This window comes from Slackia heliotrinireducens DSM 20476 (assembly GCF_000023885.1).
Classification (GTDB): Bacteria; Actinomycetota; Coriobacteriia; order Coriobacteriales; family Eggerthellaceae; genus Slackia; species Slackia heliotrinireducens.
In genome coordinates, this window is the sequence record NC_013165.1 from 1,614,716 (window position 1) to 1,636,122 (window position 21,407).

The 21,407-nt window shown below is 58.4% G+C and carries 19 protein-coding genes and 1 tRNA gene; 4 read left to right on the forward strand and 16 right to left on the reverse strand.

What is annotated here, in order from left to right:
* The first annotated feature begins 81 nt into the window (after positions 1–81).
* A complete protein-coding gene (locus tag SHEL_RS06920; RefSeq protein ID WP_012798537.1) occupies positions 82–1,221 on the forward strand; it encodes a hypothetical protein in 1,140 nt (379 codons plus the stop codon).
* A gap of 62 nt (positions 1,222–1,283) precedes the next feature.
* Entirely contained in the window at positions 1,284–2,639 is a 1,356-nt protein-coding gene (locus SHEL_RS06925) for a tyrosine-type recombinase/integrase (RefSeq protein ID WP_012798538.1), read from the forward strand.
* A 67-nt stretch (positions 2,640–2,706) separates the two neighbouring features.
* Here the strand turns inward: SHEL_RS06925 and SHEL_RS06930 are convergent.
* The 13 genes from SHEL_RS06930 to trxA form a co-directional block, all read right to left on the reverse strand.
* A tRNA-Asp gene (locus SHEL_RS06930) sits at positions 2,707–2,783 on the reverse strand.
* 95 nt (positions 2,784–2,878) lie between these two features.
* Complete coding sequence (locus tag SHEL_RS06935; protein WP_012798539.1) at positions 2,879–3,541, reverse strand: TIGR03936 family radical SAM-associated protein; 663 nt, start codon at positions 3,539–3,541, stop codon at positions 2,879–2,881.
* Complete coding sequence (locus SHEL_RS06940) at positions 3,538–5,418, reverse strand: TIGR03960 family B12-binding radical SAM protein (RefSeq protein WP_012798540.1); 1,881 nt, start codon at positions 5,416–5,418, stop codon at positions 3,538–3,540. Before SHEL_RS06940 ends, SHEL_RS06935 begins: the two co-directional genes overlap by 4 nt.
* Positions 5,419–6,624, reverse strand: coding sequence for a YcjF family protein (locus SHEL_RS06945; protein ID WP_012798541.1), 1,206 nt, complete (start codon positions 6,622–6,624; stop codon positions 5,419–5,421). It abuts the gene before it with no gap.
* Between the two features lie 44 nt (positions 6,625–6,668).
* A complete protein-coding gene (gene rodA, locus SHEL_RS06950; RefSeq protein ID WP_012798542.1) occupies positions 6,669–7,886 on the reverse strand; it encodes a rod shape-determining protein RodA in 1,218 nt (405 codons plus the stop codon).
* 1 nt (position 7,887) lies between these two features.
* Positions 7,888–10,017 carry a penicillin-binding protein 2 gene (gene mrdA / locus SHEL_RS06955; protein ID WP_012798543.1) on the reverse strand — a complete coding sequence of 710 codons (2,130 nt, stop codon included), beginning with the start codon at positions 10,015–10,017 and terminating at the stop codon, positions 7,888–7,890.
* A 3-nt stretch (positions 10,018–10,020) separates the two neighbouring features.
* Positions 10,021–10,548 (reverse strand): rod shape-determining protein MreD, encoded by a 528-nt coding sequence (mreD, locus tag SHEL_RS06960; RefSeq protein WP_012798544.1) that lies wholly within the window; start codon positions 10,546–10,548, stop codon positions 10,021–10,023.
* A 6-nt stretch (positions 10,549–10,554) separates the two neighbouring features.
* The gene (mreC, locus tag SHEL_RS06965) at positions 10,555–11,463 is read right to left on the reverse strand and encodes a rod shape-determining protein MreC (protein ID WP_012798545.1); all 909 of its coding nucleotides are present in this window, start codon (positions 11,461–11,463) and stop codon (positions 10,555–10,557) included.
* 14 nt (positions 11,464–11,477) lie between these two features.
* Positions 11,478–12,545 (reverse strand): rod shape-determining protein, encoded by a 1,068-nt coding sequence (gene mreB, locus SHEL_RS06970; protein ID WP_012798546.1) that lies wholly within the window; start codon positions 12,543–12,545, stop codon positions 11,478–11,480.
* A gap of 412 nt (positions 12,546–12,957) precedes the next feature.
* Complete coding sequence (gene prmC, locus SHEL_RS06975) at positions 12,958–13,902, reverse strand: peptide chain release factor N(5)-glutamine methyltransferase (protein WP_012798547.1); 945 nt, start codon at positions 13,900–13,902, stop codon at positions 12,958–12,960.
* 216 nt (positions 13,903–14,118) lie between these two features.
* Positions 14,119–15,177, reverse strand: a complete 1,059-nt coding sequence (gene prfA, locus SHEL_RS06980) for a peptide chain release factor 1 (protein WP_012798548.1) — start codon at positions 15,175–15,177, stop codon at positions 14,119–14,121.
* 170 nt (positions 15,178–15,347) lie between these two features.
* Positions 15,348–16,325 (reverse strand): ABC transporter substrate-binding protein, encoded by a 978-nt coding sequence (locus SHEL_RS06985; RefSeq protein ID WP_012798549.1) that lies wholly within the window; start codon positions 16,323–16,325, stop codon positions 15,348–15,350.
* Between the two features lie 222 nt (positions 16,326–16,547).
* Positions 16,548–16,856: a thioredoxin gene (gene trxA, locus SHEL_RS06990; RefSeq protein ID WP_012798550.1), complete on the reverse strand. Its 309-nt coding sequence runs from the start codon at positions 16,854–16,856 to the stop codon at positions 16,548–16,550.
* 264 nt (positions 16,857–17,120) lie between these two features.
* Here trxA and SHEL_RS06995 point away from each other — a divergent pair, with 264 nt between their 5' ends.
* Complete coding sequence (locus tag SHEL_RS06995; protein WP_012798551.1) at positions 17,121–18,032, forward strand: patatin-like phospholipase family protein; 912 nt, start codon at positions 17,121–17,123, stop codon at positions 18,030–18,032.
* Between the two features lie 48 nt (positions 18,033–18,080).
* Here SHEL_RS06995 and SHEL_RS07000 read toward each other — a convergent pair whose 3' ends face one another.
* Entirely contained in the window at positions 18,081–18,836 is a 756-nt protein-coding gene (locus tag SHEL_RS07000; protein ID WP_126513770.1) for a hypothetical protein, read from the reverse strand.
* A gap of 731 nt (positions 18,837–19,567) precedes the next feature.
* On the opposite strand from SHEL_RS07000, the gene SHEL_RS07005 reads away from it, so the two are divergent.
* On the forward strand, positions 19,568–20,665 hold the full coding sequence (locus SHEL_RS07005; protein ID WP_012798553.1) for an acyltransferase family protein: 1,098 nt from the start codon (positions 19,568–19,570) through the stop codon (positions 20,663–20,665).
* On the opposite strand, the gene SHEL_RS07010 is transcribed toward SHEL_RS07005, so the two are convergent.
* Positions 20,662–21,018: an EamA family transporter gene (locus SHEL_RS07010; RefSeq protein WP_197720378.1), complete on the reverse strand. Its 357-nt coding sequence runs from the start codon at positions 21,016–21,018 to the stop codon at positions 20,662–20,664. The genes SHEL_RS07005 and SHEL_RS07010 overlap by 4 nt on opposite strands.
* Entirely contained in the window at positions 21,015–21,407 is a 393-nt protein-coding gene (locus tag SHEL_RS07015; protein ID WP_041422515.1) for a transporter, read from the reverse strand. The genes SHEL_RS07010 and SHEL_RS07015 overlap by 4 nt, the downstream gene beginning before the upstream one ends.

The following is a 21,407-nucleotide window of genomic DNA, read 5'->3' on the forward strand; positions in this document are numbered from 1 at the left end:
GATACCATGGTAGAGTGATACGTAACCTAATACAAGGGTGTTTTACGGTTACACGCGACTTATTACGTTTGAGGTTACACGGTGGAAGAATCCAAGACACAGAATAATGAGCTTCCGGAATTCAACGATTACGTTGAACCCGAAGAGGTTCTTTTACGGCGCGTCGCGAACATCTATAACGACTTCAAACCCGTTCTGTGGAAGACGGGCAAGGTCGAGCTCCTGCGCGATGACGACGGAAACGTAATCGGGTTCTACCATTTTTGGAAGCCCTGGGCTCATGGGATTGATGTAAAGAGCTACCGCGACAGCCTGCCTCCCGAGATATTCAACCATCAACTCAAAGAGCTCGACGTTGATGACCCGGAAGCCGTTGCCGAGTTCATGACCGAATACGGAATGATATTCGATAGCTGGGCGGGCAACATTAGCGAGATGGCGCAGTACAACAGGTTCGTAAACGTTGAAAGCTACGGCCGCCCCTCGGTTGAGAGCATCGACGCAATGGCCAGGATCGAAGGTTCTTGGATTACGCCGAGGGCATGGTATACGGAAAACCGCTATAACACGAAGATGCTGTGGGAAGCCGAATACAAGAGAATGCGTGCCTGCGCGGAAAGCGACGACTGGTCTTCATTCGAGCCGAAGCAGTTTCTCGTGTCGTATGGCGAGGTCAAAGAGAATATCGGCTTGGTCTTCGAGATGGTTAAGCTTGCCAAGGCGGCATCTCAATACGAAGAAGAAGATCCGCTCGCCGAGGCGCTAGGGATCGATCGGAGCGGTCTTTTTGACGAGATCCTGTACCTCGACGAAATGCTCAATGGTCTCTTGCATGTATATCATCCCAAGGTTGGGTTCCAATACATACTTGACGGTGTACCGGGTAACCCGACATACCACTGCGATTTGTTTGATATCCACGATAGCGAAGGAGCGATGTCAGCGTCGTTTATGAACGCAGTCGCCCTGCAAATCCGCGACTTCAACATCCACCTGAGCGACGCGCATCAATGTGCTGAGTGCGGTGAAATTTTCATCGTTAAGCAAACCGCTCGTGCGACGAAGCGCGCCCATTCCGACAGCAAGTTCTGCTGTGATAAGTGCAAGAACAAGAACACCCAGCGCCGGCATCGCGAATCTGCCGGATACAAACAGAAGCAAGCGAAGAAGAAGGCTTCTATGAAGAAGCCCTCGAAAGACGACGCCACTCCCGCCCAATAGGGCGTGATGGATACATATTCCCTGTTCAAGTTGCGTATTGCCGGAAAGGAAGGTGATAAGAAATGGCAAATAATAGAGGAGATGGCAGCATCTACCAGGCTAAAGACAAGAATGGTAAGCCCATTCCGAACTGCTGGCGCATCAGCGTCTCATTCGGCAGCGCAGGCGGCGACCGTCAACGCGTGCAGTGCACCGTGCGCGGAACCAAGGCAGAGGCTAAGAAGAAGCGCGATGAGATCCGCCGTCAGCACGAGGAGGGTCTCGCAATCGACGCCGGCAAGGTAACGGTCTCGGAGTTCATCGAGACGTGGCTCGAAGCGCGCCAGACCACTGGCAAGGTCAGCGAGTTCACCATCAAGAACTACCACGCAAGGCTCAAGACCATCGAGCCCTACATCGGCAAGAAGAAGCTCAACAAGGTGACCGCCGCCGAGATCGAGCGCGCCTATGCTCAGCTCAAGGCGAAGAAGAGCCTGTCGGACACCACGCTCAACAAGCTCCATATCCTCCTGAAGTCGGTCTTCGAGAAGGCGTGCGACTACGACCTCATCCTGCGCAACCCGTGCAACAAGGTCGAGTCTCCCAGCGTCGATAAGCCTGACCGCAAGTCCCTCACCCAGGAAGAAGGCGCAACGCTCCTGCACAAGCTCGACCTGGAGGAGGCGCGCATCATCCAGGAAATGGACGAGAAGGAGGAGCGCCAGGTGAAGAAGGGCAACCAGTTCGGCCGCAGCTCGATTCGCGGCCTGGCCAACCTCGGCTTCACCATCGGCACGCGCATAGCGTTGGCAACCGGCCTCCACCGTGGCGAGGTCTTCGGCCTCACGTGGAAGAACGTGAACCTGCGGCAGAACACGATTACCGTAGCCCAAACGCTCACCAAAGAAGGCGAGATTAAAGATCCCAAGACCGGTGCCGGAAGGCGCACCATAAGCATCGACGAGAGCACGGCAGCCCACCTCAGGATGTGGCGCAAGCGCCAGCGCGAAGAGCTCGCGAAGCTGGCAATCAAGCTCGGAGACGCCACGCCCGTGTGCTGCAGCGAACGCGGCGAGTGGGTCAACCTCGCGAACTTCGAGCGTTGGTGGCGTTCCTTCCGCGATGACGCAGGTTTCGAAGGGCTTCGTTTTCACGAACTGCGTCACAGTCAGGCCACGTTGCTCCTGGCAAACGGAACCGACCTCAAGACGGTCCAGGACCGCATGGGCCACGCCAACGGCGCAATCACCTTGAACTGGTATGCGCACGCCATCCCCGAGAACGACCAGAAGGCAGCGCAGCTTGTTGGAAACCTCTTCGGGACGCCTTCGAAGCGGACACAACGCGGACAATCGAAAATCATCAACCTCGTCGAAAACTCTCCGCACGCAGAGACTTTTCGCGAAAAACCCGATGCGGTTGGCTTAGCTTTGGCTTAGCCGCCGCGATTCCTGGCCTCGGAGAAGCAAAAAGGCCAGCCACATAACGGGCTGACCAGGAGTTTCGTGGCGGGATGTACGAGACTTGAACTCGCGACCTCCGACGTGACAGGCCGGCGCTCTAACCAACTGAGCTAACACCCCGTTTCCGCCCCTTGCGAAGCAGCTTGCTTATAGTAACCAACCTTAAGCCTGAGCGCAAGAACCAATTTCCTGCTCACGAAAACCCGACAAGTCGCCTACTCGGCCCGCTGCGCGATGCGCATGAGCGACACCACATGAAGGCGCGTATCGGACCTTGCGGCACCGAGGTCGGTGTTCACCAAACCGTCTTCGGCTCCGTCAAGCATGGCGTTGACCAGCACGTCCGGTCGAAGCGACCCAGAAGGTTTGGCCTCCAGGGTGAATAGCATCTCGTTCCCGTTCTTCTCGAGGGCGCCCACCAAGAAGTCCGCCGGACGCAGCTGTTTCTCCTTCTTCTTGCGGATGACCGTAATCGAATCAGGCACTTGCAGGCCATCCACAGGACCGTCGAACACGGCCCGATAGGTGCCGAACGGATACGCGACGCTTGCAGCCTTCACCTCTCGTGTGATGTATTCCACCGATTCGGGCATCAGGTCGTATGGGCTCGCGTCCTGCAGGCGCCTGAGCGCCTCGTCTGGGTCGACGTATTCCGTCATGGTGACGTCGAAGATCTCGTGGTCGCCGCCCACGCCAACAGGAAGCGCAGCTCCGAAAGCCAGCTTCATATGGGGCGAGAAGCCCTGCGTGACGGCAAATGGCAGATCGGCACGGCGAACCGCTCGTTCCAACGCGCGCGCCACCTCGAGATGCGACAGCATGACAAGACGGCCCCGCATGGCATATGTCACGCGGATCTTGAATTCGCCTTCCATCATGAGCGCACCCCCTGCAACTGGATCTTGGAACCCAGGCCCATGCACACGCCGCACACCGTGCAGTGCTCATAGGTGCAATCCGGCGTGGTTTTGGCTTCGTCGGCAAGCTGGCGTTCCCGCTGGAAATACCGTGTCTGTATGCCCAAGGAAAGATGCGCCCAGGGCGGAATGTAATCAGTGTCGTAGGTGCGCTGCGCGGTGCCTTCGAAATCAACGCCGCACTCGGCACACGCTTCCTTCCACGCATCCAAGGAGAACTTCTCGGTCCACGCGTCGAAGTGCTCGCCTTTTCGCCAAGCCGCCTCAACGACATCGGCTACTTCCCTACCGCCGCGGCTCATCATGGCTTCCACCTGCGAGACATCGGGCGCGTGCCAATGGATGTCGATTGCACGGTACTTGACGGAGTTTCGAAGCAAGTTGATGCGGCGGATTGCCTCTTCGGGCGCAATCTGGCCGTCCCACTGAAACGGCGTCTGGGCCTTCGGCACGAACAGGGCGCATGATGCGCTCATGCGGATGTTGCCGCGCTGCCCTTCCGGCGTTGCCTGTTTGGCCACGTCATACGCTCGCTGCACCAGGCTGGCGATGCCTTTTATGTCGTCGTCGGTCTCCGTAGGAAGGCCGATCATGAAATAGAGCTTGCAGCGGCGCCATCCGGCTTCAAACGAAGCCCTTACAGCTGTGAACAGGTCCTCTTCCGTAACATTCTTGTTGATGACGTCGCGAAGACGCTGCGTGCCGGCCTCAGGGGCGAAAGTGAGTCCACCGCGCTTGCCGCCTGCCACAAGTTCGGCCATGTCCACGCCGAAGGAGTCCAGGCGCTGGCTCGGGATGCTCACGGAGATGCCCGTGCCTTCGAACGTCCTGTTCAAGCGGCGAAGGATATCCTCGATCTGGCTGTGGTCCGTGGTTGAAAGCGAGGTCAGGCTCACTTCGTCGTATCCCGTTTCGGAAAGGCCGCGGATTGCGGCGGCGACAATGTTGTCAGCCGAACGTTCGCGCACCGGACGGTACATCATGCCCGCCTGGCAGAAACGACAGCCGCGGGTGCAGCCGCGTAGAATCTCGATGTTCAAACGGTCGTGAATGAGCTCCGCGTAAGGTACGACCTGAGGCTCGTAGGCATCCGACGTGGCGAAACCCTCCCAGATCCGCTTCTCGATGACGGTTGGGATGTCGTCGTATTTCGGGACGATCCAGCTGCCGCGCTCCTGGGCTTCCGCTTCCGACACCACATCATAAAGAGAAGGCACGTACACGCCCGGCACCTTCGCCATGGCATGCAGCATATCGGCCCGGGACACGCCTTGGGCCAGCATGTCGCGGTGCATTCGCAGGAGCTCAGGCAGTACCTCCTCGCCTTCGCCGAGCATCAGCACGTCGAAAAACGGGGCGTAGGGCTCCGCGTTCAGCACACAGGGGCCGCCGCCCATGACGAGCGGATCGTTTTCTGTGCGGTTTTCAGTCCGAAGCGGAATTCCCGCCAGATCGAGCAGCTGCAGCACGTTGGTGGCGGCCAGCTCATGAGGAAGTGTGATACCCACAGCATCGAATTCGGCGATGGGCGCACAGCTTTCCATAGAGAACGCCGGAATGCCCGCCGCGCGCATGGCGTCCGCCATGTCGTCGGCAGGCACGTAGGCGCGTTCAGCCGCCATGCCTTCCACCAGGTTGACTCGGTTGCACAGGATGCGTACCGCCTGGTTGGCCTGGCCCAGCTCGTAAGTATCGGGATACACCATGCAGAAGCGGTATGCAGCGTCGGGCTTGTAGGTGCAGCCCCACTCATGATTCAAATAACGGGTAGGCCGCTCGATGGACCGGCCTGACTCGCGCAGCAGGCGCTCCACCTGCGGCCACAAATCGGTTGTCACTTAGTTGCCTCTCTTTTCCGGATTGGCAGCGTATTCGATGGAATCCAAAACGGACATGGCAACGGCGCGGACCGCTTCGACAGATTTGTCAGGAGCCTGCCTGACCACATCGACGGCCTTGTCCACGGCTGCCTTGCGGGCCTTGTTCCCCAAATCCGCGACGGCCGCCTTGAAGCCCCGTCCCGCCCGGGTGGACTCGACGGTTGCCATGGCCTTGTCTTTTGCGGTTGCCAGCGTGTTCATCAAGCCGGACACGGACCCGCCACCTTCGAAGTACTCGATGGCAGCCATACCCATGGCCTGCGTTCCGCCGTAGCCAACGGCGGCCTTGACGGCCCAGCCCAATGCTGGAACCGCCGTGCATATCTGCCGTGCGGCGGCGCGGCATGCGAATCCTCCAGCCACCACGGCGACCAATTCCTTCACACGTTCGCGGGTAAGCTCCTGGCCATATGCGGCGGCAATCTGGATGACCATCTTGGCCTGGTTCGCAGTCATGATGGGCATGTCGGCGCCGGGGATGAACACGACGAAGCCGACGCCGGCGTTTTGCAAAGCCGTCGCGTTGATGGCTTCACGCGAAAGCGGTTTGCGCACGAAATCGAAGGCCTGGGCGAAGGCGAGTTTCTTCTGCGGGAAGGCTGCAACCACCCATTCGCCCATACGGTAAGCAAGTTCCTTCTCCAAGGTCTTGTCCAAGATGTACGGTTCGAAGGAATGCTCCTTCATCGGGTCGTAATCCCCCACCGTCGCATCGACGCCGTCCTTGCTGGACACGGTCATGGTTTCCGGCAGCATCAGGATGTCGCCGTCATTGATGACCGGAGCGATCAGGTCGCCCTGGGGAATGTCGGTATCGTTCTCCTCAGCGATGCCCTTCACGGTTTCGGGCATGGTGGTTACGATCAAGGTGGGAATGCCCGCGAAGCGCAGGTCCTCGGCGATCTGGCCCACTTGGAAGGTGGGGCCTGCGGCGATGACCGCCATATCGCTTCTCGGATCGTACATGGCACGCCCGTCGCGGAAGTAGTTCACGGACACGCGGGCCTGCGGCGATGCACTGGCGAAACGGGACCGCACGAAGGCAATCAAGTCGTCGGGCGCGGCATCGTCCAGCAGCACCGAAACGCTCAACGGCACAGAACGTGCCGCCTCGACATCGGCGGTTTCCCGAATCAATGCCGAAACATCAACCGGCAGTTTCATACGAACACCTCACGAAATCCCAAGCGCCGCGGCGCGTTGTTGCCTTACACGTCCTGCTTGCTGCCCTTATGGGCGTAGACCGACCATACGACGCCGAGCAAGATGAAGTTCACCATCATGAACGATGTGCCGTAGCTCATGAACGGAAGCGGGATGCCTGTAATCGGCATAAGGCCGATGTCCATCCCGATGTTCTCAAGGATCTGGAACAGCCACATGCCGACAACGCACATTACGATGATAGTACCATGCAAATCGCCGGCATTGCGTGCAATGCTTATACATATGAAGATAAGGGCCAGATACAGCGCCAGAAGGAGCAGGGAACCGAAGAACCCGAACTGCTCGGCCAGCACGCAGAAGATGAAGTCGGTGGCCGACTCAGGCACGAAACCCAGGCTCGACTGCGTCGCGTTCATGTAGCCCTTGCCGAATAGACCGCCGGAGCCGATGGCGATCATGGCCTGCTGCAGGTTGTAACCGCTGCCCGAAGTGTCGGCCTCGGGGTCCAAGAACACCAGCAGGCGGTTGCGTTGGTACTGCTTGAGCAGCTTGTATTCGCCGGTGGAGTTTTTGATGAGCTCGTCGATGCCGAACATCACGGCGACCAGCATAACGCAAACGGCCAAGGTGATGAGCAGGTACCGCGTTTTCGCTCCGCCGATGACCAGCGCCACAGCGTCGATGAACAGGTATACCAGGCCCGTGCCCAGGTCGGGCTGGGTCATGATGCACAAAAACGGTATGGCCATGATGCCCAACACCTTCATGTATTCCCTGGGGTCGTCCAGGTTGGCACCGTAGCGGGCCATCAGGCTTGCATCCAGCAGGATGACCGTGACCTTGGCGAACTCGCCTGGCTGCAGCTGCATGCCCACATTGATCCAACTGGTGGCGCCGTGGCTGGTCACGCCGATGACAGGCAGGTGGGGCGACATGATAAGGACCACGTTCACGATCAACAGCATGATGGTGTAGCCCGCAAGCATCCGATAGTCGAACATGCGCACGATGAGCATGACCACGATGCCCATGGCGATGCCGACCAGCTGATGCGAGAAGGAGTAGTCCGAGTTGCTGGCCACAGCCGCATAGACCACCACCAGGCCGTAGCCCACAAGCGCCGTGACAATAAGAAGCAACGGTACTGGCACCGTACCGGTCTTCTTGGAGCCGCTTGGATTGGCGTGCTTCTGCGTCTGGGCACCAGACGGGCTGTCCACAGGCGTGCGCAGGAATGAAATCTGGTTGAAATCGGCCATGTTACTCACCACGCTCGCCGCTGTTCGTCGGAACGTATGCATGCCACGAGGTCACTTCGGGAATCACCGGCACGTCGTCGGTCAGTTCTCCGTCGCCGAACTTCAGGCAGGCGTCCATGACCTCCAAAGCCACAGGCACGCCTGCATCCACGCCGAAGCCGCCGTCCTCGATGACGCAGGTAACCACATACTTCGGGTTGTCGTAAGGCGCGTATACGGCGAACCAGGAATATGCGTCCCGGCCGTTGCCGGCCTCGCCGGAGCCGGTCTTGCACGCAGCCTGATAGCCGTATTCCTCAATCATCTTGGGTATGTCGCCGTCCTCCAACGCCACGCCCCGAAGCGCGTCGCGGATGGTGTCCATGACTTTGTCGTCGATGAGGCTCGTATCCAGGTCACGGGAAGAGCGTTCGCCTTCAAGGACGATTTCGCCTTCAGAGTTGCGGACCTCTTTGAGCAGGTTCGGCGTGAAAAGTTTGCCTGTGGCAATGCCGCCGTAAGCGACGGCAAGCTGGATGGGCGTGATGAGCACGTTGCCCTGTCCAATGGCCGTGTTGGTCATATCGCCAGGAACCCACTGGGCCTCTTCGGGCTGGTTGGAGTAGTACTCCTTCTTCCATTCCGGAGTAGGAACGACACCGGTGGCTTCGCCCGACAGCGGAATGCCGGTGGCCTGGCTGAATCCGAACAGTTTCACATATTCCTGCATGGCTGCGTCGCCGATTTCGTTCCGAGCGTAGTAGAACTGGGCCGCAATGTCGTAGAACACCACGTCGCAGGAATACACGATGCCTTCGCGGAAATTCAGGTATCCGTGGCCGTCGGTGTCCCAGCACTTCTGGGCGTAGTCGTCGCCGAAGCCCGTCCACTCGCCCGTGCAGTTCCATCCGGACCCTTCGGTCACGAAGCCGTAGTGGATGGCGGCAGCACCCGTAAACGACTTGAATGTGGAAGCAGCGGGGTAGGTGCCAGCTATGGCGCGGTTCATGAGCGGGCGATAACCGTCGTCGTCGTTGTAGCGGTCCCAGTCATCCTGCGAGATGCCGCCGATGAAGTTGGCAGGATTGAAGTTGGGGAAGTTGGCAAGGCACACCACATCGCCGTTGCTCAGGTCCATGCCCACGACCGCACCGGCCGTGCCGATGCCGTCACCGATGGTGCCGTAGGGTGCGATCAGCTTCGCCATGGCCTGCTCGGCCACAGCCTGAACCCGCGCAGAGATGGTGAGGTACACGTCGTTGCCCTGGGTGGGCCTGGTCTCGCTTTTCACCTCATGGACCGTGCCGTCCACGTCGGCCACCACGACCCTTTCGCCATGTGTTCCCGAAAGCAGGCTTTCATATGTGGCCTCTATGCCGGACTTGCCCACCTCGTCACCGCTCTGGTAGTCGGAGCCTTCCGGGGCGTTGTCCAGCTCTTCCTGCGACACGGTGCCCGCGTATCCCAGCAGCTGGCAGGCCAGCGCCTCGTACGGATACACACGGTGCGGACGGTCCTCGATGGAGATGCCGTTGAAGGCGTCGGGGTGTTCGGCGATGTAGGCAACGTCGCGTTCGCGCGGAGACGACGTGACCACGCGCTGGGCCTGGGCTCCGTTTGTGGAGTCCTGGATGCGCTGGCGAATCACGTTGTACGGAAGGCCGAGCAGCGCCGACAAGCGGACGATGACGTCGTGTTGGGACGCCACGTCGGCATCGGCGAGGATGGTCGCGTTGATCTGGTTTCTGACCAGTTCGATCCCTTCAGTATCGAAGATTCGCCCGCGTGATGCAGGGGTCTTGATGGTGGTGAGCAGGTTGTCCTGGGAGTCGGAAAGATACTTCTCCGAGTTCAAGACCTGCATGCTCCACAGCTTGGTGCCCAACGACCCGAAAATGGCTGCGATAAGCACGTACATGGCCATGAACCGCGGCCTGATGCGGTCATACGGCGAATGCCCCGTGCTCGTGCCCGAGGCGTTGTTGGTCTTGGTGCTCGAGCCGCCGCCCATGTCCAAGGGGGTCGCCGACCCGATGGAAGACACGTCGTCGCGTACGGAAACGGAACCGCGCCCGCGCATGCTGCGCACGACGAGCACCGTCACGACAATGACTATGGCAATGGCAAGGGCTATAAGCGCAGCAATCAGCATGGGCTACCCCAAGCGGAGGTTGGTCGACTGCGGAGTCGGATGGATGGTCGTGGTCGAGCCGAACACGCGCATGCAGATGGGCAGCACGATGAGCACCATAGCCGAATCGAACAGGGCGCAAGGCACGGACCTTTGGATAAGCGCGTCAAGCAACGACACATCGGAGCTCAGGGCCGTGTAAGCCATCGCCATGACAATCTCCACGAACATGGCCGTCAGGATGGACACGACCATGGGGATGAGCAGCGTGTCGTTGTTGAACGCCTCGAAGGCTTTGCTCGAAACGAAGGATGCGATCAGCAGCAACGCGGCAGTAAGGCCCAGATGCCCGTTGCAGAACAGGTCATACGCCAGACCCATGATGAACGCTAACCAGACGGAGCGGTTATCGCTGCGCAGCATGGAGACCACAACCACGTACACCATGATGATGTTTGGCTGTGCCCCGAAAATGGATATGTTGGGCGACACCACGATCTGTAGCACGATCGAGATGAGAGCGCCGATGATGATCTTGAATGTATCGGCCATGATCGCTTACGCCCCTTCCCCATCTGCTACGACTTCGTCGGAGCCTTCGGCCTCAAGGTCAGTCTCTCCGACTTCCGCCATCGACAGTATGATGCTCACTTCTTCAAGCGACCCCGTGCTTGCAAAGGGCGCTACGATGATGGTGCGGTCCGATGTGCCCGAAGACGCGTCGACATTCAGCACCGTTCCCACAGGCAAACCCGCATAGTAGGTTCCACCCATGCCGCTGGTCATGACCACATCGCCCACTTCAACGTTGACGGAGGGGTCGACGTTTTCCAGATAGAGAAGCCCCTCGAGCGAACCGCTGACGACGCCGGTTCCGCGGCTGGACTGCAACATGACGGAAACGCCGCTGGCCGGGTCGTCGAGCAAACGGATTTCGCAGGTCACAGGCGTGACGTCGATAACCTGCCCGATAAGCCCGCCCGGGCCGATGACGGGCATGCCCGCTTCGAGACCCTGCTTCGTGCCCACGTTGACCGTAATGACCCTGTCCCAGGCGTTCGGCACCGCGCCGATAATGCGCCCGGTGACCAGGTTGAAGGAATACATGTCTTGTAGCTCCAGCAGCCCCTGCAGGCGCTCGGCCTCGAGACGGTACTCTTCGGCTTCCGCCAACGCAGCGCGCAGCTCGGCGTTCTCCTGCTGAAGCTCCGTCAGGGATGAGGCATCTGCACGCGCGTCGGCGATGCTTTCGCCCGCCGCCTGTTCGGCCGAGCCAATAGCGCCGTTCATGTACGCGAAGGGGGTGGACGCCACCGCGAACACGTCTTGTACGTTATGCAGGATGCCTTCGTCGGACTCCCGGGCATACACGCTGGCGACCACCAGAGATAATGCCAAAAGGGCAACCATAAGAATGTTGCCCTTGGAAGATCCGCTCATGTGTTGGTTCGAGTTGCCGTATGGCATGCGGTTCCTTCAGTTTATTTGGAACGCAGCAGCGTCTGCTTGAGTGCGGAGGGAGTCTCCAGCACCTTCAAACAGCCCATAGCCACGTTCGTCAACGCCGTGTCGGACGTCCATACGGGGATTTCAAGACGGTTGGTGAGGAAGCGGTCCAAACCGGAAAGCAGGCCGCCGCCACCCGTCAGGAGGATGCCGTTGGAAATGATGTCCGACGCCAGGTCGGGGTTGGTTTTCTTGAACGTTTCCTTGATGTGCACGACCATCTCTTCAATTGGCGGCTGCAGAGCCGTGCGCACGTCTTCGGACTGGATGGTGACCTCGCGAGGCTGCTCGGTGACCACGTCCTGGCCGGAGATGATCATGTCCTTCTCGCGGCCGTCTTCGAACGGAAGGATGGAACCGATTTTAATCTTGATGATTTCAGCGGTGCGCTCGCCGACCTTGATGCCCAGCAGGTCACGCAGGTGCATGGCGATGGCTTCGTCCATCTTGTTGCCGGCCAGACGTAGGCTGGAGCTGGTCACGATGCCTCCAAGCGAGATGACGGCCACTTCCGTGGTGCCGCCGCCGATGTCCACCACCATCGAGCCCGTAGGCTCGGTAACGGGCAGATCGGCACCCATAGCTGCAGCCATGGGCTCTTCGATCAGATAGGCCTGACGGGCGCCGGACTGGATGGCCGCCTCGAACACGGCGCGCTTCTCGACGGAAGTTGCGCCGCAGGGGATGCAGATGACGATGCGGGGCTTGGCCTGCCACGGATAGCGGCGGTCGATGGCCTTGTTGATGAAGGCCGACAGCATAGCCTCGGTCACATCGTAGTCTGCAATCACGCCGTCGCGCAGCGGATGTTCCGCCGAAAACGCGTCAGGCGTGTGGTTGATCATCTGTTTCGCCTCATGGCCAACAGCCAGCACACGATGGGTGCTGCGCTCGATGGCGACGACGCTGGGCTCGTTCAAGACGACGCCCTGGCCGGTGACGGCCACCAAAGTATTAGCGGTGCCCAGGTCGATGGCGAGGTCGCTAGAAGTAGCGCCACCAAAGCCTCCGAGCAGGTTACCGAGAAAGTCTCCGATAGGCATGTTGCGTTTTATCCTTTTGTTAGAGCCTATACATAGGGAGTTTGATTCTATCACAAGCAGAATACCCATACCGAAAGAGTAGCCTGCTGCACACAATCCTACGAAATTTTCCAGCGTTGCCGAAATGCTCCCGCAACAAGCTGCTCCAAGGGGGTGAATCTTTTTGCGAACACATGCCCCACCGGTCCACCGGTCCACAACTTTTCCCGAAATGGCCCTTTCGCGCCAAAATAATCAAGTAGTGTACGACTTGTCAGAACCTCCGAATTCCACCTGACACATCGCAAGCTTCTGACCAGGGGTTATCTTTGACGCGCTTGTGAAGCCATTGAGGTGAGTTCAGCCGGCGTGTCGAAACCGAGTCCAGAAGGCCCAGGTACACGCCTTCGAGCAGGTCGCCTGCATGCGCTTCCTATGCGTGAGCCACGATGATGCGCGGACGCCCGGCCAGGTCTTTCGCTATTCGCACCTGGGTGTAGTGTGCCTCTTCGGCAAGCCGTGCTGCTTCCTCCAAGCAGGTCTCGTGCAACTCGCATGCAAGTATTCCGTCAGCTTTCAGGACGCGCTTGCCGTCGGCCAGCAGGCGTCGGTAGATGTCCAGTCCGTCCTCTCCCCCGTCCAGCGCCAGCCGCGGCTCGAAATCGGCAACCTCGGCCGGAATCTCGGAATCGACCACTGCGGTAGGAACGTAGGGCGGGTTCGAAACGATCAGGTCGGCCCAGGAGTCTTCCGCATCGGCAAGCAAATCGCACAGACGCACCTCGATACGGTCCCCCAAGCCCAGATCGGCCGCGTTCTCCCGGGCAAGCTCGACTGCGGTTTCGGAAACGTCCGTCGCTACAACTTGCGCGTTGGCGTGCTCGGATGCGATTGCGCAGGCGATGCAGCCAGACCCCGTGCAGGCGTCCACCACGTTGAAGGTCGGAATCTTGAACGCCTCGGCAGGAACGGGTTCTTCCCCGTCTACGGACATCGAGTCGCGGGCGGTGCGATGGGTAAACGCATCGGGCATGATGCTTTTCAGCTCACGCATGGCCTCATCCACCAGGACTTCCGTTTCAGGCCGGGGTATAAGCACGCCCGGGCGCACCTTCACCTCGATGAACCGGAAAGGCGCACTGCCCTGGATGTACTGCAGCGGCTCCCCGGATCCACGGCGGCGCAGCGCGTCGCGCAGGACGTCGCGCTCCTCGGTGGAAAGCGGCCGTTCGTAATTGGTGTAGATCTCGACGCGGGAAAGACCCGTTGCGTGGGACATGAGCCACTGCGCCGACAGACGCGGGTTCTCGTCGCCGTGGCGCTGCAGATACTCCTGGCACCAATCCAGCGTATTCTTCACTGTCCACACTTCAGGCATGATTCCTCCAGCTCCCCCGTGGATGTGTCAGTAGGGACGTTTCTTACTGACACATTTTCGTGTCAGTAGGGACACATCCGTCTGGAGTGCACTGCCTTCCGATCTACAAGACCTGTCCCTATTGACACATTTTTGTGTCAATAGGAAACGTCCCTACTGACACAAAATGGGACAAAGGGGACTGCCCCCTTTGTCCCACTCTAGCGATTTCGCAGGTTAGACGGCCTGCTCCAGCTTGCGGGCGCGGTCGGCGGCCTGCAAGGCCGTGATCAGGTCTCCCAAACCGTCGCCTAAAAGGACGCCGTTGTAGGTTCCGTTGTAGCCGATGCGATGGTCGGTCACGCGGTCCTGCGGAGCGTTGTAGGTGCGGATCTTCTCGGCGCGGTCGCCGGAACCGATCTGGGCCAGGCGCTCAGCGCCTTCGGCAGCCTGCTGTTCGGCCAGCATCTTCTCATACAGACGCGAACGCAGAACGGCCATGGCGGCAATCTTGTTCTGCAGCTGAGACTTCTGGTCCTGAGACTGCACTACCAAGCCAGAAGGAAGGTGCGTGATACGCACGGCGGAGTCGGTGGTGTTAACGCACTGTCCGCCAGGGCCGCCGGCGCGGTACACGTCGATACGCAGGTCGTTCTCGTTGATCTCGACGTCGATTTCATCGGCTTCAGGCAGAACAGCCACCGTGGCCGTGGAGGTGTGGATGCGCCCCTGGCTCTCGGTCTTGGGAACGCGCTGCACGCGATGCACGCCAGATTCAAACTTCATGAGCGAATAGACGTGATCGCCCTTCACCTTGAACTGGATCTCTTTGTATCCACCGGCTTCGGAGGCGGACACGTCCATGGTCTCGATCTTCCAACGCTGGCTCTCGCAGAATCGGGCGTACATCTTGTACAGGTCGCCTGCGAAGATGGCGGCCTCGTCGCCGCCGGCTGCGCCGCGGATCTCGACGATGATGTCCTTCTCATCGGCGGGGTCCTCGGGAATCAGCATGAACTTGATGTCTTCCTCCAACCCGGGAAGCTTCGCCTCGCACTCGGCGATGGTCTCCTGGGCGAACTCGCGCATGTCGGCATCACCCAACATGGACTTCGCGTCGTCGATGTCTTCGCATGCCTGCAGGTACTCGCGGGCCTTTTCAACCAGCGGACCCTGTTTGGAGTACTCCTTGGACAGACGCGTATATTCCTTTTGGTCTGCAAGCACCGCAGGATCGCCGAGCTTCTGCTCCAGCTCCTTGTAGCCTGCAACAATCTTCGAAAGTTTGTCTCGCATGTTCAATCCTTTATCGTGTATGCGACACTCAGCCGCACGGTTCCTAACGCACGAGCAGCAATGATACCATGCGAATCCGCATTGCCATTGCCACACAAAACGGGCGCGATAAAACTCTACGCGCCCGTCAAATACAGGGACCTGCGCGGCCCCTGCAATCCTATGTCAAGCTAAGCCATCGTGCCGGTTGCCTCATCGTAGGTCATGGCCGAGCTCAGATAGCCCTTCTCGAGCATCCAATCCAGCACCGGCTGAACCATGTCGGCCGTAGGATCGCTGGCTTCGGGATACGTGCAGATGGGATACGTGGAAACAATCTCGGCGTTCACGTTGCACTTGTCCACCAACAGATCGCGGAAGCTCTCGGGGTCGGAATTGATCGTAGAAACGGACTGGTTCCAGGCCTCTTCAACGGAAACCACTGCACCGGAACCGCCGCCGTTGGCGAAATCGGCGCGGACTACGAACACAGACTGGCTGATGTTGTCGCCCTGCGTGTCATCGGCAAGCAGCACCATGCCATTCGCTTCGCCCAGAGCCAGCAGGCTGGCAGGCAGCGCGGCAGCAGCGACCTTGTTGTTCGCCATGGATTCGAAACGGATGGGAAGCTTCTTGATTTCCTCGTTGACGATTTCGTCCTCAGTGAACCCGGCGTCCTCCATCAGCTTGTCCATCACATACTCGGGTACGGTGTTGGAGCCGACGCCCACAGGCACGCCTTTCAAATCCTCAAGGGAGGTGATGCCGCTGTTGGGCGAAGTCATGATACCGAAACGGCCCTGGGACGGATCGGTTCCCAGCGTGACCCACTCCAGTACGACGTCGGTGCCGGAAGTCTGCAGCGATGCCGCGGTCTGCACGTCGGTCATGGCGCCGTCGATGGTGCCGGCGGCAAACGCCGTGGCCAGCTCCTGAGCGCTCTGGAAGGTTTCGATGGTGACGGAGACGCCGCACGCGTCGAAGTAGGAGCGCTCCTGCGCAACCCAGAACGGAAGCGAGTCTTCCGTCGGCAGCGTGCCGATGGTCATGGTCAGCTCGCGGTTGGACCCGCCGCTTTCGGATTCGGCGTCCGAAGCGTCAGATGCGCATCCGACCAGCGCAAGCATCGCGGTTACAACGCATGCCACAGCCAGCATCCACTTCTTCATGTCATTCCTTCCTTTAAGACAATGTTGCCGAATCATTATACCTCAAATCGAGCTTGCCATGCGGCCATTCCTAGTCAGAAGTAGACCATACGAAGCCAAAAAACATCTGCCCTGCATGATTGATGCATTTAGGGAAAACGCCTGCCCCATCTCGCCTTCATGCCAGCGGTCCGAAAACAGAAAAACCCGCCATGCAGGCGGGCTTAATCTGAACCCGATCGGTTATTTGAACAGCGCGACAATCGCGTCTTCGGGCTGAGCGCCCACAGCGCGGTTCACAAGCTCGCCGTTCTTGAACGCCAGCAGCGTCGGGACGCTCATAACGCGGAACTTCTGCGCGATTTCGGGGGACTCGTCGACGTCTACCTTGTAGATGGAAACCTCATCTGCATGTTCGGCAGCAACCTTGTCAAGCGTGGGCGCCATTGCTTTGCAAGGGCCGCACCAGGTTGCGAACAGGTCCACGATAACGGGCTCGGTCGCTTTCAGTACTTTCTCTTCAAACTCAGCAGAGCTGATGACATCGGCCATGTTGGCCTCCTTTCGTATCCGCGAAACGATTGCCACGAATCTTTCGCTTCGCGCGTTGTTTATGTTCGTGAGCAGGATACCATGTGATGCAGACTCCCCTGAATAGCCGTTGTTGTTTCGTTGCCCTCGTCAAGAAGTGGCCACAAGCGTGTCGTTTCCCGCACGACCACCACAACGCCGTTCTCCAAATCAGGTGAAAACGTGGCGCGTATTGACGATTCGCCCCCGAACAACCAGTATTCATAACAGAAAGCGAGGCAAGGTATGAAGCTCATCGATACGGATTCAGTGCAGCTCAACGAGAAGGCTGCCTATGTAGGAAAACCCACCGTCAACGCAAACCTGGTTCTTGAAGGTGGCGCCATGCGCTGCATGTTCACGGCTGGCGTTCTAGATTATTTCATGGACAACGACCTGTGGTGCGAAACGGTCATCGGCGTGAGCGCAGGGGCCCTGAGCGGCTACAACTACGTGGCCGGCGAAGTCGGGCGCACCTGCTACCTGAACATGAAATACTGCAACGACCCCCAGTACCTCTCCATGCGCAACTTCGCCCTGACGGGCAACGCGATTCGCGAGGACTACATGTTCGACGAGATTCCCAACAATCTGGATCCGTTGAACTACAGCCACTTCGACGAATCCCCCATGAAACTCATCACGGTCGCAAGCAACATCGAGCTTGGCGAAGCCGACTACCATGTGATGGAAAACGGCCGCGACACCCGCTACCTGCTGGCAAGCGCGAGCATTCCCCTGGTATCGCAGATCATCGAGCTTGACGGAAAGAAGCTGCTGGACGGAGGCAGCTGCGACAGCGTGCCGGTCACCTATTCGCGCCTGCTAGGCAATACGGACAAGCACATCGTCGTTTTGACCCACCATGCCGACTTCGTGAAGCGCCCCAACCGGGTGATGCCGTTGGCAAACCGCGTGTACAGCGACTACCCGTTGTTCGTGGAGCGGTTGGAGTACCGCCATTACGAATACAACCGCCTGTACCGCATGATACGCCGCCTGCACGACGAGGGTGTCATCTTCGCAATCTTCCCGCCCGAACCGGTGGAGGTGGCGAACATGGAGAAGGATCCGGCCAAACTTTTCGCGTTGTATGAGCAAGGCTATGCCCATGCCGCCGAGCAGTGGGACGCGCTTTCGGCCTATCTTGCACGCTAACCGATCGGTATCTGCCAAGCTTGCATGAGGAGTATCCGCCGCTAACCGCTAGAACCAGTGCGCCCCGGTCATGACAAGCCAATAGTAATACACCCCGCCGATGAAGCATGCCAGAAGGAGCATGCAGCAGCCGAACACGGCTATTCGGCGGGTTTTGGACGCCTTCTCCCAGCCGCTAATCTGCTTCGCAAGAAGCACAAGGGAGCTTGTCCACAGAATCGCGCAGGCAATATAGTATCCCCACGCGAAGTTACCCGCATAGGTGCTCTTCCCCGTTTGGGCGAACAGCGCATATTCCGCTATTCCGAAGACGAAACAGAGCACCGGAAGAATGGCATACGGATTCTTCAGCTCCTCACGCCCGGAAAGCAAGTAAGCATACAGAGGAAAAGCAACCAGGCACAAAAGGGAATACGGGATGTTCTCGCTATAGTAACTCCAAACGAGCAGCGGGGCGATCACCACATGGGCCTCTCCCGCCGGGCCCTCGCCAAGCACGAAATAGTATCCGTACTGAATCACGAAGACAAGCATTGTCGGCACGACCATGAGAAACGATGCGATCATGGATTTCTTCGTTGCGCCCTTCGTCAAGATGAAGTCCGCTACCACCATGCAGAAGACCGCAGGCATGAAGACCTGGAAGAACGACGGCTTGGCCAAATTGCACACGACCAGCAGCAGCGATACGCAAACATACCCGATGGTGTCTTTACGGTCGAAGGCCCCTTCGGTGTCGTGCCTTCTGGATGTCGCATACACGAAAGCATACAGGAAGCAGGTCCAGAGCGCGAAAGGCTTCACGGTTGCATTCGTGGGGTTATGCCAGGTGACAGGCCCCCCTGTGCCAAGGTAATACGTCTCACGTATCCATGGTATATACAGTGATCCGGCGAAAATGGCCACGATCAAAGCCACGTCGACCAACCAGACGGGGACGGCCCCATCCGCCATTCGCAACATGGCCCATCGCATGATTACAACGGTCGCAAGTGCGAACACGCAAGCAGAAATGCTGGCGGCCACATTCAAAGGTAGCGAAAGCACCGCGTAAAAGAACCTGGTTGTCAAATGCCAGAGCGGATACATCATGACCGTGCCGTCAATGGACCACGTTGCATGAATTGCAAAATCCGAGTAGTAAACCCCCATCTGGCGCATGGTCATGAAATAAGTAGCGACAATCGCTATCGCATAAGCACCAATCGTTATGAAGCTCGTTCCCTGCACGACGAGCGGCGTATTCCTACTCCTGGAGTTCAAGAGCGAATCCTTCCGTTCAATTATTTACATAAGGCGATACAGCCTGAATCAATACCTGATGATGGAATGATACTACATGAATCACATGCCATTGCTTTTTCATGCAATACGCTCAGGACATGCCGATGGCAACGGTCAGCAACAAGCATCCGCACCCGATCATGTGGACTCCCCGACGCATCATGTTGTAGAATCACCGAATCTAGCAGCTCGTCAGCCAAAAGAGGCCTACACTCAAGCATCTTTTGCAACCCGAACCACGAAAGCAGACTATGGGAAACGAACGTACATCGACCACCGGAACAACGCCTGTTCACCGACGCGACCACGCCCTGGACTTCATCAAAGTTGTCGCCATCCTGCTTATCGTGTTCCACCATTACCAGCAGGATTCGGGTGCATACTTCGACTGGGGTATCAACTTCTACCACGGCAACTTCTATTTCGGGTACGTGGTCGAACTGTTCTTCATCCTTTCCGGCATGTTCATGCTCCCCTATATCAAGCGTATCGGCGATGGACTTACGCTCAAACGGTTTTACCTCAAGCGCGCGTTGCGTCTGCTTCCGCTTGTGGCGATTGCCGCCTGCGCCTATGAATTCATGGTGCTCATCTATTGGCATACGTTTCATGAGCGCCTCTTCGGCAAGACGTTTGACCTTTGGGGCATCGTCATCGATTCGCTGGGCGTGCAGGACGGCTGGGTGTTCGCCAACCCGGGCGTGAACAACCCGACGTGGTACGTGAGCGTTCTGCTGCTGTGCTATCTGGTTTTCTATCTGACGACGGCGCTGGCCCACCGCCTGAAGGTGAGTCCATACTACCTGTACGGTGCCGTGGTCCTGTGGGGCATCGCCATCAACACCTACGAACTGAATCTGCCTTTCATGACATACACTTCGGGCCGCGGATACTGCGCCTTCTTCACGGGCGTATTGCTGGCCGCAGCGTTCAAGGCCAGGCCGAATCTGCCGAAACCGCTGGTCGGGATCTGCGCTGTCATCCTCGTAGCGTTCCCTGCCCTCATCCATTTCCACCCGGACATCGAGAACCTGCGCTACCTGCTGGTCTTCATCTTCTACCCGTCGCTGATTGTCATCGCACGCGTGCCACAGGTGAACAGGCTTTTCGAATTCAAGTGGATCGAGACCCTGAGCAAGGTTTCCTTCGACGTCTACATCTGGCATGTGGTGTGCCTGCAGGCGGTTCTCTACGTCACGCGGCTGCTCAGCATAAACCCGCATTTCAGCTCGCATCTGACCATGCTTGCTTTCGCCGCGCTCACGTTCGCCGTCGGCGCCGTATCGTTCTATTGCATCGAACAGCCCATCACGAAGGCCATCAAAACGAAGACGCACCTGCTCGACTAGATGCCGAACGAATAGATGAAGATGCCCGACAGTATAAGGACGAGTGCGATGACCTTCTTCGCGGTTATCTTCTCGTGGAAGATGAGTACGCCGAAAACAGTAACGTACAAATAGCTTGTCGATTCGAGCACCGGGCCGAACGACAGAGGAACTACCTGATAAGCCACAATGCACATGAACGTCGTCAGGAAGAACAGTGCATACGCGAACATCACAGGGAAATTCAGGTATTCCTTCAGCTTGCTAGCGTGTTCCTTTTGGGCTTCCTTTTTCAGAATAACCTGCGAAACGGCGCTGATGAACGTCCCCAAAAGCATGATGCCGGAATACAGGAGCAAGGTGGTGTTCATCATGCATCGCCGTCCTGACCCGCTTCAGCCTGGTCCTGCTTGTGCAGCTCTCCGTCGGCAAAGGCGAACAGAATGACGCCCGAGATGATGAGGGCGGCTCCAACGATTTTCGGTAACGTGATGGATTCCCCGAACACGACAAGACCCCAGACGATGCCCCAGAACACCGTGATGGCCTTATTTGCGAAGGCCGATGTCAAAGGCATGCGCTTAAGCGCCTGCTGCCACCCGATGGCGTAGATGAAGAGAATGGCCAGAATGGCGGCATAGTACAGGCAGAAGCGCAGGCTCAGGAACTCGACGCCCGAAGCCAGTTTGCTGAAAATGCCGCTGCACGAGTATAGGACCAACAGCAGATGCAGTCCCAAAAGCGTTGTCGTTCTGCTTCCCAT

Coding starts and splice junctions, on each gene's coding strand:
- SHEL_RS06925 (WP_012798538.1), top strand. CDS start 1,284: ATGGCAAATAATAGAGGAGATGGCAGCATCTACCAGGCTAAAGACAAG.
- SHEL_RS06935 (WP_012798539.1), bottom strand. CDS start 3,541: ATGATGGAAGGCGAATTCAAGATCCGCGTGACATATGCCATGCGGGGC.
- SHEL_RS06945 (WP_012798541.1), bottom strand. CDS start 6,624: ATGAAACTGCCGGTTGATGTTTCGGCATTGATTCGGGAAACCGCCGAT.
- rodA (WP_012798542.1), bottom strand. CDS start 7,886: ATGGCCGATTTCAACCAGATTTCATTCCTGCGCACGCCTGTGGACAGC.
- mrdA (WP_012798543.1), bottom strand. CDS start 10,017: ATGCTGATTGCTGCGCTTATAGCCCTTGCCATTGCCATAGTCATTGTC.
- mreD (WP_012798544.1), bottom strand. CDS start 10,548: ATGGCCGATACATTCAAGATCATCATCGGCGCTCTCATCTCGATCGTG.
- mreC (WP_012798545.1), bottom strand. CDS start 11,463: ATGCCATACGGCAACTCGAACCAACACATGAGCGGATCTTCCAAGGGC.
- mreB (WP_012798546.1), bottom strand. CDS start 12,545: ATGCCTATCGGAGACTTTCTCGGTAACCTGCTCGGAGGCTTTGGTGGC.
- prmC (WP_012798547.1), bottom strand. CDS start 13,902: ATGCCTGAAGTGTGGACAGTGAAGAATACGCTGGATTGGTGCCAGGAG.
- prfA (WP_012798548.1), bottom strand. CDS start 15,177: ATGCGAGACAAACTTTCGAAGATTGTTGCAGGCTACAAGGAGCTGGAG.
- SHEL_RS06985 (WP_012798549.1), bottom strand. CDS start 16,325: ATGAAGAAGTGGATGCTGGCTGTGGCATGCGTTGTAACCGCGATGCTT.
- trxA (WP_012798550.1), bottom strand. CDS start 16,856: ATGGCCGATGTCATCAGCTCTGCTGAGTTTGAAGAGAAAGTACTGAAA.
- SHEL_RS06995 (WP_012798551.1), top strand. CDS start 17,121: ATGAAGCTCATCGATACGGATTCAGTGCAGCTCAACGAGAAGGCTGCC.
- SHEL_RS07005 (WP_012798553.1), top strand. CDS start 19,568: ATGGGAAACGAACGTACATCGACCACCGGAACAACGCCTGTTCACCGA.
- SHEL_RS07010 (WP_197720378.1), bottom strand. CDS start 21,018: ATGATGAACACCACCTTGCTCCTGTATTCCGGCATCATGCTTTTGGGG.
- SHEL_RS07015 (WP_041422515.1), bottom strand. CDS start 21,407: ATGGGAAGCAGAACGACAACGCTTTTGGGACTGCATCTGCTGTTGGTC.